The sequence below is a fragment of the Streptomyces sp. NBC_01276 genome (assembly GCF_041435355.1).
GTDB lineage: Bacteria > Actinomycetota > Actinomycetes > Streptomycetales > Streptomycetaceae > Streptomyces.
Genome location: NZ_CP108442.1, coordinates 3,723,493 through 3,738,631 on the forward strand (window position 1 = coordinate 3,723,493; position 15,139 = coordinate 3,738,631).

Annotated in this window: 15 protein-coding genes and 1 pseudogene; 6 read left to right on the forward strand and 10 right to left on the reverse strand. The window is 73.4% G+C overall.

The genetic code is table 11. The features are described from left to right. The first annotated feature begins 29 nt into the window (after window positions 1-29). From OG295_RS16400 to OG295_RS16415, 4 genes are all read left to right on the forward strand, one after another. Window positions 30-191, forward strand: a complete 162-nt coding sequence (locus OG295_RS16400) for a hypothetical protein (protein WP_266840481.1) — start codon at window positions 30-32, stop codon at window positions 189-191. A 207-nt stretch (window positions 192-398) separates the two neighbouring features. Next, window positions 399-1,286, forward strand: a complete 888-nt coding sequence (locus OG295_RS16405) for an RNA polymerase sigma factor SigF (protein ID WP_356212042.1) — start codon at window positions 399-401, stop codon at window positions 1,284-1,286. A gap of 233 nt (window positions 1,287-1,519) precedes the next feature. Next, window positions 1,520-2,368, forward strand: coding sequence for an RNA polymerase sigma factor SigF (locus OG295_RS16410; RefSeq protein ID WP_266840480.1), 849 nt, complete (start codon window positions 1,520-1,522; stop codon window positions 2,366-2,368). A gap of 73 nt (window positions 2,369-2,441) precedes the next feature. Further along, window positions 2,442-3,311 (forward strand): hypothetical protein, encoded by an 870-nt coding sequence (locus OG295_RS16415; protein WP_371677543.1) that lies wholly within the window; start codon window positions 2,442-2,444, stop codon window positions 3,309-3,311. 6 nt (window positions 3,312-3,317) lie between these two features. On the opposite strand, the gene OG295_RS16420 is transcribed toward OG295_RS16415, so the two are convergent. Further along, window positions 3,318-3,542 carry a hypothetical protein gene (locus tag OG295_RS16420; protein WP_371677544.1) on the reverse strand — a complete coding sequence of 75 codons (225 nt, stop codon included), beginning with the start codon at window positions 3,540-3,542 and terminating at the stop codon, window positions 3,318-3,320. Window positions 3,543-3,659: 117 nt separating this feature from the next. On the opposite strand from OG295_RS16420, the gene OG295_RS16425 reads away from it, so the two are divergent. Both OG295_RS16425 and OG295_RS16430 read left to right on the forward strand, forming a co-directional pair. Beyond that, complete coding sequence (locus OG295_RS16425; RefSeq protein WP_371677545.1) at window positions 3,660-4,094, forward strand: MarR family winged helix-turn-helix transcriptional regulator; 435 nt, start codon at window positions 3,660-3,662, stop codon at window positions 4,092-4,094. 13 nt (window positions 4,095-4,107) lie between these two features. After that, window positions 4,108-5,748: pseudogene (locus tag OG295_RS16430) on the forward strand (MDR family MFS transporter); the annotation flags it as partial. 90 nt (window positions 5,749-5,838) lie between these two features. Here OG295_RS16430 and OG295_RS16435 read toward each other — a convergent pair. The 9 genes from OG295_RS16435 to OG295_RS16475 all read right to left on the reverse strand — a co-directional run bounded on the left by OG295_RS16435 (window position 5,839) and on the right by OG295_RS16475 (window position 15,051). Continuing rightward, window positions 5,839-6,492, reverse strand: coding sequence for a TetR/AcrR family transcriptional regulator (locus OG295_RS16435; RefSeq protein ID WP_371677546.1), 654 nt, complete (start codon window positions 6,490-6,492; stop codon window positions 5,839-5,841). Window positions 6,493-6,582: 90 nt separating this feature from the next. After that, complete coding sequence (locus OG295_RS16440; protein ID WP_371677547.1) at window positions 6,583-8,694, reverse strand: glycosyltransferase family 39 protein; 2,112 nt, start codon at window positions 8,692-8,694, stop codon at window positions 6,583-6,585. Next, a complete protein-coding gene (locus OG295_RS16445; protein ID WP_371677548.1) occupies window positions 8,691-10,031 on the reverse strand; it encodes a glycosyltransferase in 1,341 nt (446 codons plus the stop codon). The genes OG295_RS16440 and OG295_RS16445 overlap by 4 nt, the downstream gene beginning before the upstream one ends. A 25-nt stretch (window positions 10,032-10,056) precedes the next feature. Further along, window positions 10,057-11,583 (reverse strand): sensor histidine kinase, encoded by a 1,527-nt coding sequence (locus OG295_RS16450; protein ID WP_371677549.1) that lies wholly within the window; start codon window positions 11,581-11,583, stop codon window positions 10,057-10,059. Next, window positions 11,583-12,350 (reverse strand): response regulator transcription factor, encoded by a 768-nt coding sequence (locus OG295_RS16455; RefSeq protein WP_371677550.1) that lies wholly within the window; start codon window positions 12,348-12,350, stop codon window positions 11,583-11,585. Before OG295_RS16455 ends, OG295_RS16450 begins: the two co-directional genes overlap by 1 nt. A 69-nt stretch (window positions 12,351-12,419) precedes the next feature. Next, on the reverse strand, window positions 12,420-13,313 hold the full coding sequence (locus OG295_RS16460) for an amidohydrolase family protein (RefSeq protein ID WP_371677551.1): 894 nt from the start codon (window positions 13,311-13,313) through the stop codon (window positions 12,420-12,422). Next, on the reverse strand, window positions 13,297-13,635 hold the full coding sequence (locus tag OG295_RS16465; protein WP_371677552.1) for an antibiotic biosynthesis monooxygenase: 339 nt from the start codon (window positions 13,633-13,635) through the stop codon (window positions 13,297-13,299). The genes OG295_RS16460 and OG295_RS16465 overlap by 17 nt, the downstream gene beginning before the upstream one ends. Before the next feature lie 103 nt (window positions 13,636-13,738). Further along, window positions 13,739-14,620, reverse strand: coding sequence for a DUF2797 domain-containing protein (locus OG295_RS16470; RefSeq protein ID WP_371677553.1), 882 nt, complete (start codon window positions 14,618-14,620; stop codon window positions 13,739-13,741). Next, on the reverse strand, window positions 14,617-15,051 hold the full coding sequence (locus tag OG295_RS16475) for an Lrp/AsnC family transcriptional regulator (RefSeq protein ID WP_371677554.1): 435 nt from the start codon (window positions 15,049-15,051) through the stop codon (window positions 14,617-14,619). The genes OG295_RS16470 and OG295_RS16475 overlap by 4 nt, the downstream gene beginning before the upstream one ends. Between the last annotated feature and the right edge of the window lie 88 nt (window positions 15,052-15,139).

A 15,139-nucleotide genomic window follows, 5' to 3' on the forward strand; every position in this document is an offset into this window, starting at 1 on the left:
AGTACCGGTTGGGGAGGCCGACACCGTTCATGGACACCAAGAAGCTCATCACGGGCGTCCTCACCGTGTTCGTACTCTTCGTGATCATCACTCAGCCGAAGCGGGCCGCCGAGATGGTGGGAATCGGCTTCCAGGGCCTGTCGGACGCGGCCTCCGGCATCGGCGAGTTCATCACCGAACTGGTGAGCTGAACCCGTACGCTGAAGCGGTTTCCGGACTTCCCGGCCCCCCACTCCGACGGGTGGGGGGTCTTTTGTATTCCCGCTATTCGAACATAACGCCCTGATATGCCCAACTTGCCCTCAACACGGCGATATACGGTGCTTGCGCACAGTGCACCTGTCTTGTGATGCTATGACCGCTTTTGACGGATAGTTGACCGAAAGGGTGGCGTGACCGTGCCGGCCAGTACTGCGCCTCAGGTGCCACCCCAGCAGGACCCCCAGGTGCCCCACCCGCAGGAGCCCCGCGCGGAGCCGCACGAGGAGCCCCCCTCCCCTCCGGTCGCCCCGCGGCCGCAGAGCCGGGGAGCCGACACCCGGGCCCTCACCCAGGTCCTCTTCGGGCAGCTGAAGGGCCTCCAGCCGGGCACCAGGGAGCACGAGCGGGTACGCGGGGCCCTGATCGAGGCGAACCTCCCGCTCGTCCGTTACGCGGCCGCCCGCTTCCGCAGCCGCAACGAGCCGATGGAGGACGTGGTCCAGGTCGGCACCATCGGCCTGATCAACGCGATCGACCGGTTCGACCCGGAGCGCGGGGTCCAGTTCCCCACCTTCGCGATGCCCACGGTGGTCGGCGAGATCAAACGGTACTTCCGGGACAACGTCCGCACCGTCCACGTCCCGCGCCGCCTCCACGAGCTGTGGGTGCAGGTCAACGCCGCCACCGAGGACCTCACCACCCTCCACGGCCGGACCCCGACCACCCCGGAGATCGCCGAGCGGCTGCGGATCAGCGAGGACGAGGTGCTGTCCTGCATCGAGGCCGGCCGCAGCTACCACGCGACCTCGCTGGAAGCCGCCCAGGAGGGCGACGGGATGCCCGGCCTGCTCGACCGGCTCGGCTACGAGGACCCGGAGCTGGCCGGGGTCGAACACCGCGACCTCGTGCGCCACCTGCTGGTGCAGCTGCCCGAGCGCGAGCAGCGGATCCTGCTCCTGCGGTACTACAACAACCTCACGCAGTCGCAGATCAGCGCCGAGCTGGGGGTCTCCCAGATGCACGTGTCGCGGCTGCTCGCGAGGAGCTTCGCCCGTCTGAGATCCGCAAACAGGATCGAGGCTTAACCGGATCGGGTGGAGGCGTTCCAGCGTTTCCCTACAGAACCGGCTCATTCCGCTCGGTCGGTGGTCTGTCGCTGGAGATACTTGTCGACATGACGCTACAGCGTGTTGCCGACATGTGACATTCTGCTGGAACCGCGTTTGCCGCAGCCCCGCCTCCGGTATTCAGGTGGAGGCTGCGTTCCTCCGACGGGCGCGCAGAGAAGCGCGACCGTCCGCGACCTCAAGGGGGTGGCATGTCCGTAGACCAGGGCAGCTCCAAGGTGCTCACGCTCGTCAAGCGTGAGGTGCCGGCAGCACCCGCGGCACACAACCGCTCGGAAGCCATCGACACCCGGACCCTCTCCCGCTCCCTCTTCCAGCGACTGGCCGCACTGGACGCGGACAGCCCCGAACGGGCGTACGTACGCGACACCCTGATCGAGCTGAACCTGCCGCTGGTGCGCTACGCGGCGGCCCGGTTCCGCAGCCGCAACGAGCCGATGGAGGACATCGTCCAGGTCGGCACCATCGGCCTGATCAAGGCGATCGACCGGTTCGACTGCGAACGCGGTGTGGAGTTCCCGACGTTCGCCATGCCGACCGTCGTGGGCGAGATCAAACGATTCTTTCGAGACACTTCCTGGTCCGTCCGCGTCCCGCGCCGGCTCCAGGAGCTGCGCCTGGCGCTGACCAAGGCCAGCGACGAGCTCGCCCAGAAGCTGGACCGGTCCCCGACCGTGCCGGAACTGGCGGCCGTGCTCGGCGTCTCCGAGGAGGACGTAGTCGACGGCCTCGCCGTCGGCAACGCCTACACCGCCTCCTCGCTCGACTCGCCCTCCCCCGAGGACGAGGGCGGCGAGGGCTCGCTCGCGGACCGCCTCGGGTACGAGGACACCGCGCTCGAAGGGGTGGAGTACCGGGAGTCGCTCAAGCCGCTGCTCGCCAAACTCCCGCCCAGGGAGCGGCAGATCATCATGCTGCGCTTCTTCGCGAACATGACCCAGTCGCAGATCGGCGAGGAGGTCGGCATCTCCCAGATGCACGTCTCCCGGCTGCTGACGCGGACGCTCGCACAGCTGCGCGTCGGCCTGATCGGGGAGTGATCCGGGGCCGGTCCGGGCACTGAGCGGAGGCCGCGGGGTTCACATTTGACATCCCGTCAGGAAAACTGGCGCGATGCGAACGGGATCCCGCACGGCGCTCGCCCTCACCCTGTGCGCCGCGGCCGCCGCCGCCCTCGCGGGCTGCGGCGGCCCGGCACGGGACGGCTACGTCGCCCTGGGCGCGGCCGCCCCCGGCCCCGAGCGGGGCGCGGGAGAGAACGTGGCACCCCGGGGCGGGGTCGAGTTCCAGGCCCTGCCGCCCGGCTCCGCGCCCTCCGCGACGGCGCCGGGCCCGTCCGGGGACCGGCCCGGCGGGAGCTCCGCCCCGGGCGGAGCGACGGCGGCGACCCCCGGCGGCTCCGCCTCCGGCCCCGGCACCCCGACCGTCCCGGACGCCTCCGGGGGCGCGGGCACGGGCGGCTCCGGCGGGGGCGGCACCCCGGGCTCGGGCGCTGCGGGCGGATCGGGCGGACCGGGTGGCTCAGGTTCGGGCGGCTCGGGTTCGGGCGGCTCGGGCGGCGGCTCGGGCGGCGGCTCCGGTGGCGGTTCGATCCCACCCGGCACCCCGGGCACGCCGACCCCGCCCACCCCTCCCGGCACGAAGCCCGGCACCCCGCCGCCACCGCCGCCGGCCACCCCGGCCCGGCTCACGCTGAGCGCCCCGGCCCGCGCGGCCGCGTCCGAGCGCTGGTGCGAGCGCGTCACGGTGACCTTCACCAACACCGGCTCCACGGCAGCCCGTTCGGGGACGGTCACCTTCGCGACGCACGTCATCGGCGCGCTCGGCATCGACTGGGCCACCGTCACCACCAGCCAGCCACTGCCCGCCCCCATAGCGGGCGGCACGTCGAGGACGCAGACCTACACGGTCTGCGTGGAGTCCTGGCGGGTGCCCCTGGGCATGCACGTGGACACCCGGAACGTCACGGCCACCTACGGATAGCCCCCGCTAGCCGACGATCCACAGGGCCACGCCGACCACGACCAGCAGGCCGAGGCCGACGGCCAGCCACACGCCCGCCCCGGAGCCGGACTCCTTCGGACGCCGGCGCGCGCCCGGCACGGACGGGGTTCGGGCCGGCTCGGCCTCCTCCACGAACGCGCGGAACATCTGGGTGCTGCCCGCGGGGTCGTAGGCACCCTCGGGGTCAGGTGAGTTGTGGTTCGCAGCCATGGCTCAGGACCTTAACGGGTTTTCCGATTCCTTTACCGCCGCACCCCCCAGTTTCATTTGCCTGTAGCAACCATTTGATTCTATGGTTGCCTGAAGCAACGAGATGGGGGCGGTCCCGTGACCACGCAGGCGGCGCAGAGCACCACCCGGTACGAGGAGCTGGCCCGCCAGCTCACCGGCATCGGAGCGGTCCGCCGCGACCTGGCCCGGATCCTGCCCCCCGACTGCCCGCCCGGCGCCGCCGCCGTCCTCACCGTGCTGGACCGGCACGGCGAGATGCGGCTCAGCCGGCTCACCGAGTTCATGGCCGTCGACATCTCCGTGTCGAGCCGCCACGTCGCCCACCTGGCGGCCCGCGGCTGGATCGAGCGGGAGACCGACCCGGGCGACGGCCGCTGCCGGATCCTGCGGCTCACCACCGCGGGCCGTGCCGTGCTCGGCGAGCTCGGCGCCCGCTCCACGGACGCGCTGGAGAAGGCGCTCGCCGACTGGCCGTCCGAAGACATCGACACGCTCAACACCCTGCTGGCCCGACTCCGATCGAGCTTCTAGACAAAGGAAACCCATGGCTACGACCACACCCCACGGTGTGCGGGGAGGCGGCCGGTCGGAGACCACGTCCGACGGCGCACCCATGACCCACGCCCAGATCATGAAGGCGCTGTCCGGGCTCATGCTCGGCATGTTCGTGGCGATCCTGTCCTCCACGATCGTCTCCAACGCCCTGCCCAAGATCATCAGCGATCTCGGCGGCACCCAGTCCTCCTACACCTGGGTCGTCACCGCCGCCCTGCTGTCGATGACGGCCGCGACCCCCCTCTGGGGCAAGCTCTCCGACCTCTTCAGCAAGAAGCTGCTCGTCCAGATATCCCTGGTCATCTACGTCCTCGGCTCCGTCGTGGCGGGCCTGTCCCAGAACACCGGGACGCTCATCGCCTGCCGCGTGGTCCAGGGCATCGGCGTCGGCGGCCTCTCCGCCCTGGCCCAGATCGTGATGGCCGCGATGATCTCCCCGCGCGAGCGCGGCCGCTACAGCGGCTACCTCGGCGCGGTCTTCGCCGTCGGCACCGTCGGCGGCCCGCTCCTCGGCGGCGTCATCACCGACACCGACTGGCTCGGCTGGCGCTGGTGCTTCTACGTCGGCGTGCCCTTCGCGGTCATCGCCCTGATCGTCCTCCAGCGGACCCTGCACCTCCCGGTGGTCCGCCGCGAGGTCAAGGTGGACTGGCTGGGCGCCTTCCTCATCAGCGGCGCCGTGTCCCTGCTGCTGATCTGGGTCACCCAGGCCGGCACCTCGTACGACTGGATCTCCTGGCAGACCTGGGCGATGACCGGCGGCGCCCTGGTGCTGGGCCTGCTCTTCGTCCTCGTCGAGTCCCGCGCGAGCGACCCGATCATCCCGCTGCGCCTCTTCCGCAACAAGACCATCAGCCTGGCCTCGGTCGCCTCGCTCTTCGTCGGCATCGCGATGTTCTCCGGCACGGTCTTCTTCAGCCAGTACTTCCAGCTGGCCCGGGGCGAGTCCCCCACCATGTCGGGCATCCTGACCATCCCGATGATCGGCGGCCTCTTCGTCTCCTCGACCGTCTCCGGCCAGATCATCACCAAGACCGGCAAGTGGAAGGCCTGGCTGGTCTCCGGCGGCGTGCTGCTGAGCGCCGGCCTCGGTCTGCTGGGCACCCTGCGCTACGACACCGCCTACTGGCACATCGCGATCTTCATGGCGCTGACCGGCCTCGGCCTCGGCATGATGATGCAGAACCTGGTCCTCGCCACCCAGAACCAGGTGGCCCCCGAGGACCTCGGCTCCGCCAGCTCGGTCGTCACCTTCTTCCGCTCGCTCGGCGGCGCCGTGGGCGTCTCGGCGCTCGGCGCGGTCATGGCCAACCGGGTCACCCACTACGTCAAGGAAGGCCTGGCCGAGCTCGGACCGAAGGCCGCCGCCATGGGCCACGGCGGCACCGGCGGGGGCGGGATCCCCGACCTCGACAAGCTGCCCGCACCGTTCCGCACGGTCATCGAGTCCGCGTACGGGCACGGCGTCGGCGACGTCTTCCTCTACGCCGCCCCGTTCGCGCTGCTCGCCCTGGTGCTGGTGGTCTTCATCAAGGAGGTCGCGCTGAAGTCGAGGCCGGCCGCCCACGCCCCGGCCGCCGAGGGCCCCACGGAGGCCCCGGCACCGGCCGCGGCGGCGGAGGGCGCGGCCCGGCAGTGACCGCGGCCCGGCAGTGACCGTGAGGGAGGCGCGGACGGGGCACTCGTGCTCCGTCCGCGCCTCCCTCACGTCCGGCTCCGGTCACCGGGGGCGCAGGCCCGGGGCCCGGCCCCCGGCCTTCGCCTCGATCCCCGCGATCAGGACGTCGAGGGCCAGACCGAAGTCCGCGTCCGGCGCCCGCCGGACCGTACCCCCGCAGCCGCTCAGCCCACAGCCGTTCAGGAACTGGGAGACCGCCAGGTGCGCTCCCGTCCGGCCGGGATCCACCAGGCCGGTGGCGTCCAGCAGCCGCTGCAGCGCGGCGTCGAAGGCCCTCGCGTGCGGGCCGATGTTCGGGTAGGCCACGCTCAGCGGGGCCACCCACGGATGCTCCGCCAGCAGCCGCCGGTACCCGCAGGCGAGGGTCCGCAGCCGCCCCGGCCAGGCCTCCCGCGGGGGCGGCCCGGCCGGCAGCCGCTGTTGTCCCAGCGCGCTGTCCAGAGCCAGTTCGAGCAGGTCGTGCTTGGTGTCCACGTACCAGTACAGGGACATCGCGGTGACCCCGAGTTCGGCGGCCAGGCGCCGCATGGAGAACCGGCCCAGGCCCTCGGCGTCGAGCAGGCGCACGGTGGCGGCCGTGATCCTGTCCCGGTCCAGCCCCGACGGTGCCTCGCTGCGGCGTCTGGCGGGTACGGCGGGCCTGACGGCCAGCCACACACTGGTCCTGGTCCCGCCCGGATCGGCCTCGGTCGCCATGGAGGCACCCTCCTCGCCACAAGGGGATCAGCCCGGAATGCCCGGTCCGCCCTCTTGATGCTAGGGGGTCACCCCTCCGTGGAGGTGAGATCAGGACGAGCCGGTCGAGGGAGCCGTCAGGTCGTAGAAGGTGGCTCCGCCCACGGTGGTGGCCTTGAAGGCGCCCTTCACCCACTCCTCGATGGCGCTGCCCGCGGCCCCGCCCGGACCGCCGCCGCGGCCCGCCGCGCCGTCACCGCGGGCGATGAACCAGTGGATCCTCCCGGCCTTCACGTACTCCTGGAACCGCTCCAGGGTCGGGGAGGGGTCGCTGCCGTTGAAGCCGCCGACCGCCATCACGGGAACGCCCGAGGCCAGCTGGTAGCCCGCCGCGTTCTGCGAGCCGATGGCCGCCGCCGCCCAGGTGTGGCGGGAGGCGTCGGAGCGCAGCGCGGCCGTGGCCTGCGCACCGACCCGGGTCCCACCCAGCAGCCCGCCGGGACCGCCCTGGCCACCGGAACCGCCCCGGCCGCCCCGGGCCTCCTGCCCACCGGGTCCGCCGGGTCCGCCCTGCGTCCCCCCGGCGCCCGGCATCCGGCCCGGCATCGGGCCCGGCACGCCCTGCGGCATCCCTTGCGGCATCCCCTGGGGTGGTGCCTCCCCGCCGGGGGCGAAGCGTCCCGGCATGCCGCCCGGTCCCCCGGACCCGCCCCGGCCGCCCGCCACCGCAGGACCGGCGGTCACGATGGAGCCCGTGTGGCCGGCGCCCACCGTGGTCAGGCAGTACGCGAACGGGCCCGCCAGCGCCGCGAAGAGCCCGACGGCCGCGGCCCCGAGCAGCGCCCGGCGTCCCAACCGGGCCGCGAACGGCAGCACCGCGGCCGCCCCGAGCCCCGCGACCAGCACCGTCCAGCGCAACCAGGGCAGGTACCCGGCGGAACGGCCGAGCAGGACGAAGGCCCACCACGCGGTCAGCGCGAGGGTCCCGGAGAGGGTGAGGGCAGCGGCGCGGCCGCCCCTCTCCTCCCACAGCACGGCCACGCCCATGCCCACCAGCGCCGCCACGAAGGGCGCGAGGGCGACGGTGTAGTACTCGTGGAAGATGCCCTGCATCCAGCTGAAGACCACGGCCGTGATCAGCAGGGAGCCGCCCCAGGCGAGGAAGGCCGCGCGGGCCATGCCCTCCAGCGTGTCCGTGGCCCGGGAGGCCCGCCAGGTGACGGCCAGCCCGGCCACCAGCAGCACCAGGGCCGCGGGCAGCAGCCAGGAGATCTGGCCTCCAATGTCGCCCGAGAAGAGCCGGTCGATTCCGGTCTGCCCCCAGCCGCCCCCGCCCGGGCCGCCCGCGCCCCCTCCGCCGACGCTGCCCGTCTCGTTGCCGCTGATCCGGCCGAGGCCGTTGTAGCCGAAGGTCAGTTCCAGGAAGGAGTTGTGCTGCGAACCGCCGATGTACGGGCGGGAGTCGGCGGGCCACCACTCCACCACGGCCACCCACCAGCCGCCGGCCGCCAGCGCGGCCAGTCCGGCCAGCAGCAGCTGCCCCAGGCGCCGGCGCAGCCGCGTCGGCGCGCAGACGGCGTAGAGGACGGCGAGCGGCGGCAGGATCACGAACGCCTGGAGGGTCTTGGTCAGGAAGCCGAGGCCGACCGCGACGCCGGCCCAGACCAGCCACCGGGTGTGGGCCCCTTCGAGGGCGCGCAGCACGCAGTACACGGTGACGGTCAGCAGCAGGGTGAGCAGCGCGTCGGGGTTGTTGAAGCGGAACATCAGGGCGGCGACGGGGGTCAGCGCGAAGGCGGTGCCGCTGAGCAGGGCCGCCGCCGGGCCGAACTGGCGGCGTACGGCCGCGTACAGCACGGCGGTGGTGGCGACGCCCATCAGGGCCTGCGGGACCAGGATCTGCCAGGCGCCGAGCCCGAAGAGCCGTACCGACAGCGCCATCGGCCACAGGGCCGCCGGGGGCTTGTCGACGGTGATGGAGTTCGCGGCGTCGGAGGAGCCGAAGAAGAAGGCCTTCCAGCTCTCGGAGCCCGCCTGTACGGCGGCGGAGTAGAAGGAGTTGGCGTAGCCGGAGGCGCCCAGGTCCCAGAGCAGGAGCACGGTGGTGGCCAGCAGCAGGGCGGCGTACGCGGGCCGTTCCCAGCGGGGCCGGGTGGCCGCGCCGTGCGCGGTGGCGGGAACGGGGGCGGCGGGTGGCAAGAGCGGAAGCGCGGCCGTGGTCACGGACCCTCCTCGGTCGTCGTGGGGATGGTGGGGGCGGCCGGCTTCCCGGGGGCGCCCGGGGCCCCGGGGCGGCCGTCGCGCGGGCCGGGGCGGCCGTCGCGCGGTTCCGGGAAGACCCAGGCGCGGAACAGCAGGAACCGGAGCACGGTGGCGGCGAGGTTGGCGGTGATCAGCACGGCCAGCTCGGTGCCGTGGGCCGGCTCCGCGGTGGCCGCTCCGAGGGCGGCGAGGGACCCGCTGGTCAGGGCCAGCCCGATGCCGAACACCACGAGCCCCTGGGCCTGGTGGCGCACCGCACGGGCCCGCCCGCGCACCCCGAAGGTCAGCCGGCGGTTGGCGGCGGTGTTGGCGACGGCGCACAGCAGCAGCGCGGCGGCGTTCGCCCCCTGCGGTCCGGCCGCTTCCCGCAGCGCGGAGTAGAGCAGCAGGTAGAGCAGGGTGCTCAGCACGCCGACGGCGCAGAACCCGAGCAGCTGCCGGGCCAGTCCGCGCGGCACCCCCGGCAGGGCGCCGCGGTCGCGCGGATCGTCTCCGAAGGGGCGGGCGAGCCGGTCGAGCGGCAGCGCCCCGACGGCCAGCGCCCGCCCCACCCGCCAGACCCCCTTGAGGTCCTCGGCGGCGGTGCGTACGAGGTGCACGCTGGAGTCGGGATCGTCGACCCAGTCCACCGGCACCTCGTGGATCCGCAGCCCGGCCCGCTCGGCGAGCACGAGCAGCTCGGTGTCGAAGAACCAGCCGGAGTCCTCCACCAGCGGCAGCAGCCGCTCGGCCACCTCGCGCCGGATCGCCTTGAACCCGCACTGGGCGTCGCTGAAGCGGGCGGCGAGGGAGGAACGCAGCAGCAGGTTGTAGGCCCGGGAGACGAACTCCCGTTTCGCTCCGCGCACCACCCGCGAGGAGCGGGCCAGCCGGGTCCCGATGGCCAGGTCGGAATGGCCGGAGATCAGCGGGGCCACCAGCGGCAGCACCGCGTTCAGGTCCGTGGAGAGGTCCACGTCCATGTACGCGAGGACGGGCGCCTCCGACCGGCTCCACACGGTGCGCAGGGCGCGGCCACGGCCCTTCTCCTCCAGCCGCGTGCTGCGCACCTCAGCGAGGCCCCGGGCGAGGCCGGCGGCGACCTCGGGGGTTCGGTCGGTGCTCGCGTTGTCGGCGACGGTGATGCGGAAGGGGTACGGGAAGGTGCGGGTGAGGTGGGCGTGCAGCCTGTGCACGCACGGGCCGAGGTCCTCCTCCTCGTTGAAGACCGGGATCACCACGTCGAGTACGGGCACACCAGGCCGGAGCGCGAGGGGCGCCCGGGCCGGCAGGGCCCCTGGAGAGGCGTCGGTTGACATGCTCCGACCCTCGCGGGACGCGCTGTCACCGCTGTGTGGTGAGCCTGTGCCCCGTCTGTGAGTCCCCTGCCGGGCCGGGGGCGAGGGGCAGCGCGACCTCGAAGGCGGTGCGGCCCGGCGCGCTGTGCACCTCGACCCGCCCGCCGTGCGCCGAGACGACGGCCTGCACGATGGCGAGGCCGAGGCCCGTGGAGCCGGCGGCGCGGGAGCGGGAGGCGTCCCCCCGGGCGAAGCGCTCGAAGACGTGGGGCAGGAGCTCGGGCGGGATGCCGGGGCCGTCGTCCTCGACGCGGAGCCGGACGGCGGATGTTTCACGTGAAACACGGGCCGTGACGGTGGTGCCGGGCGGGGTGTGGGTGCGGGCGTTGGCGAGGAGGTTCACCAGGACCTGCTGGATCCGGGCCGCGTCGGCCCGTACGGGCGCGGGCTCGTCGGGCAGGGCCAGGTGCCAGTGGTGGTCGGGCCCGGCGGCCCGCGCGTCGCTGACGGCGTCGACGACGAGGGGGGCCAGGTCGGTGTCGGCGGTGGACAGCGGGCGGCCCGCGTCGAGGCGGGCGAGCAGGAGGAGGTCCTCGACCAGACCGGTCATCCGGGTGGCCTCGGACTCGATCCGGCCCAGTGCGTGCCGGGTGTCGGGGCCCGGCTCCTCGCGTCCCCGGCGGGTCAGTTCGGCGTATCCCCGGATGGAGGCCAGTGGGGTGCGCAGCTCGTGGCTGGCGTCGGCGACGAACTGGCGGACCCGCGTCTCGCTCTGCTGGCGGGCGGTGAGCGCGGAGGAGACGTGGCCCAGCATCCGGTTGAGGGCGGCGCCGACCTGGCCGACCTCGGTGCGGGGGTCGGCCTCGGCGTCGGGCACCCGCTCGTGCAGGTCGGGTTCGCCGCTGTGCAGGGGGAGTTCGGAGACGCGGGTGGCGGTGGCGGCGACCCGGCGCAGCGGGCGCAGGGCGACCCCGATCAGGGCCTGTCCGGCGAGGGAGGCGGCGATCAGCCCGGCGAGGGTGACGGAGACCTCGACCCCGACGAGGGTGCCGACCGTACGGTCGACGTCGCGGAGCGGGATGGCGAGGACCAGGCTGCCGTCGGCGGCGCTGCGCACCCGGTAGCCGCCGAGTCCCGGCAGCTCCGCCTCCACCGGCCCTGGGCGGCCGTGTGCGGCTCGGCGGGCGGCGGCGAGGAGGGCCTGGGACTGGGTCTCGTCGAGGGGGCGGACGTGGTCGAGCGGGGAGCCGTCGCCGGAGGAGCTGAGCCCGGAGGCGAGGACCTTGCCGTCGGGGCCGAGGCGGATCCCCGCGGTGCCGGTCGGGTTGCCCGGGGCCAGGACGAAGCCGAGGCTGTTCTCGCGGGCCGCCTTCCCCGCGCCGGGGCCGCGGAAGGCCATGTCCAGGGAGACGCTCAGCTGCTCGTCGAGCCGGTCGACCAGGTACGAGCGCAGCGCGAGGGTGGTGACGGTGCCGATGGCCGCCCCCACGACGGCGATCAGCGCCACCGCCGAGACGACGAGCCGGGTCCGCAGGGACCAGCGGCGGCGGAGCAGGGGCGGGCGCAGGGCCACTACTCGGCCGGCTTGATCAGGTAGCCGGCGCCGCGCCGGGTGTGGATCATCGGGGGCAGTCCGGTGCCGCCCTCCAGCTTCCGGCGCAGGTAGGAGATGTAGAGCTCGACGACGTTGGCCTGGCCGCCGAAGTCGTAGGACCACACCCGGTCCAGGATCTGCGCCTTGCTGAGCACCCGGCGCGGGTTGCGCATCAGGTAGCGCAGCAGCTCGAACTCGGTGGCGGTGAGGTGGACCTCCTGGCCTCCGCGCACCACCTCGTGGCTGTCCTCGTCGAGGCTCAGGTCCCCGACGGTCAGGACCGAGCCGCCCCGGGCCGCCTGGGCGGCGCCGGAGCGGCGGACCAGACCGCGCAGCCGGGCGACGACCTCCTCCAGGCTGAAGGGCTTGGTGACGTAGTCGTCGCCGCCCGCCGTCAGGCCGGCGATCCGGTCCTCGACGGAGTCCTTGGCGGTCAGGAACAGCACCGGGACCTGCGGGATCTCACGGCGCAGCCGGCCGAGGACGGCCAGCCCGTCCATGTCGGGAAGCATGATGTCGAGGACCACGACGTCGGGGCGGAACTCCCGCGCGGCCCGTACCGCGCCGGCTCCGTCGCCGGCGCTGCGGACCTCGCAGCCCTCGTAGCGCAGGGCCATGGACAGCAGCTCGGAGAGCGAGGCCTCGTCGTCGACGACGAGGACCCGGCAGGGGCCGCCGTCGGGCCGTACCAGGGCCGTCGGGGTGCCGGTGGACGTGGACGCGTGGGAGGTGGTCGTCGCAGTCATGACTTCACGTTGGGCGCCGCCTCTGAGAGCGTTCTTGCCCCTTCCTGTGAATCTCCTGAGAAACGCCGCTCAGGAAACGGGGGCCGGCCCGAGCCCGAACAGGCGGGCGCCGTTGTCGTGGCAGACGGCCCGCAGCCAGTCGTCGCCGAGGCCGAGGCGTTCGAGGGCCTGGAGCTGGTGCTCGTAGGGGTAGGGGATGTTCGGGAAGTCGGTGCCCAGCAGGATCCGGTCCCCGAGGTCCGCGAGCCGTCCGAGCTCCGTGGGCGGGAAGCCGTTGAGCCGCTCGGAGAAGTCGGTGAAGACCATCGTGGTGTCGAGGAGGACGCCGGGGTGGCGGTCGGCCAGGTCGAGGAAGTCGACGTACTCGGGCATGCCCATGTGGGCGATGATCAGCCGCAGGCCGGGCGTGCGCTCCAGCAGCCGGCCGACGGGCCCCGGACCGGTGTACTTGGCCGCCACGGGGCCGGAGCCGCAGTGGATCACGGTCGGGATCCCGGCCTCGGCCAGCAGCCCCCACACCGCGTCCAGCCGCTCGTCGTTCGGGTCGTACCCGCCGACCTGGAGGTGCGCCTTGAAGACGCGGGCCCCGCCCTCCACGGCCCGCCGCACGTACGCCGCCGCGTCCTCCTCGGGGAAGAAGGTGGCGGTGTGCAGACAGCCGGGCGTGCGGGCGGCGAAGTCCGCGGCCCAGGAGTTGAGCCAGGCGGCCATCGCGGGCTTGTGCGGGTAGAGCATGGAGGTGAAGGCCCGGACCCCGAACTCCCGCAGCAGCGCGACCCGCTGCTCCTCCTCGTGCCGGTAGGTGATGGGCCACGGGATCCCGGTGAGCGGGCCGAATCCGTCGAAGTAGTCCCAGACCTTGGTCAGGACCCGCTCGGGCATGAAGTGCGTGTGCACGTCGACCAGTCCGGGCAGTCCGAGCCGCTCACGGAAGGCGCGGAGCGTCTCAGCCGTTGCGGGCAAAGCCGTGGCTCCGCTCTACGGTCGCGACGTGCAGGGTGTAGCTCTCGTACCAGTGGGCGCGGCCCTGCTTCATCGCCGCCTGGTGTTCCATGTCCTCCCGCCACACGCCCAGGGACTCGTGGTCGCGGAAGTAGGCGACGGTGATCCCGAGGCCTCCGGGGGTGCGCGCGGACTCGTAGCCGAGGAAGCCGGGGTTGTCGGCGACGAGCTGGTTCATCCGGGCATTGGTCTCGGGGTATCCGCTCTCGTCCGGGGTGCGGACGTTGCTGAATACGGCCATGACATAAGGCGGTTCGAACGCCTGAACGGGCTGGATGCTCATGCCCTCCACCCTCGGCGGACGGCCCCCGGCATGTCCACCGCAAACAGCCCCGGAAGGCCAAAGGGATCCAAGTTTTGACCTTGCCCGGCGGGACGGCCCCGCGTCAGAACAGGCCGTCCTGCGCGGCCGGGGGCACCGCCGGGGGGATGTCCGCGAGCGGCACGTCGGTGACCGCCTCCGGGGGCGCCGCGGCCAGTTCCCAGCCGACCAGCAGCCGGGTGTCCAGCACGAGCCCGTCGACGAAGTGCAGGTCCGGCCCGGCGGCGCCCACGAGCCGGCCCGCGACGGTCCCTCCCGGCACCAGTTCCGTGACCACCCGGGCCGGAGCGGGCAGGCCGTCCGGCCAGAACACTGCGGCGTGGTCGGTGACCTCGCAGCCCACCCGTTCCAGGGAATCGGGCCACCCGGGCAGCGCGGCGGCGCGGGCGTGCAGCTCGGCGACCTCCCGGGCCCGCTCGGGCCCGGCCGGCAGCCCCGCCCGTACGGCGCGCTTGCGGGCGTACGCGATCCGGTCGGGCACCCCGAGGGCGGCGCGCAGCAGTTCCTCGGTCCGGCGCGCGGCCATCAGCGGCCCGCGCCCCAGCCAGGCCCAGGTGACCGCCCCCTGTTCCAGCAGCCGGACCGCCCCGCGCTCCTCGGCGGTGATGCCGACCTTGACCATCCCGGGCCCGAACCAGGCCAGGTACACCCGGTACGTGCGCGGATCGGCGGCGTTGGTGTCGGCGGCCACCGAGAAGGACCGGTCGAGGCGCGCGCACTCGGGGCACTGGGCCGATCCCGTCCGCCCGGGTACGGTCCGGGCCGCCGGGCACGGGGTCCGCTTCCCGGCCCGCCGCACACCCGGGCAGCGCCGCTCTCCCCGCGCCTCGAAGGCCAGGAGCCGCCCGTACCCGAGGGGGCCGGCGCGCTCCCGGCCGGCCGGGTCGCACCAGCCGATGGCGGGGCCGCCGCCGCTCCACCGGATGCCCGTACAGCGCCAGGTCACAGCGGGAGGGAGCGCTCGAAGAAGGTCTCCAGCACCACGGTGGCCTGGGTGCCGCTGACCCCGTCGATGGCGTAGAGGCGGCGCAGGACGTCCTGCAGCTGCCCGGTCGTGGCCGTGCGCACCTTGACCAGGACGGACGCGCTGCCCGCGATGATGTGCGCCTCCTGGATCTCGGCGATGGCCGCGAAGGCCTCACGCGAGTCCCCCATCCAGGCGCGGGAGTCGACCATGACGTAGGCGAGCACCCCGCTTCCGACCGCGGCCGGGTCCACGTCGACGGTCGTGCGCCGGATGACCCCGCGCTCGCGCAGTTTGCGCACCCGCTCGTGGGTGGCGCCGGCCGAAAGCCCGACGGCCGCGCCGAGGGCGGCGTAGGACTGGCCCGCGTCCTCCTGGAGGCGCCGGACGAGTGCCCGGTCGATGTCGTCCACGCGCTGTTCCTCCCCTGGGACCCGCAGCTCTTGCGAAGACGGTACCTGATCCTGCAATCTCACGATCACGCCGAACACAATTCGGCTC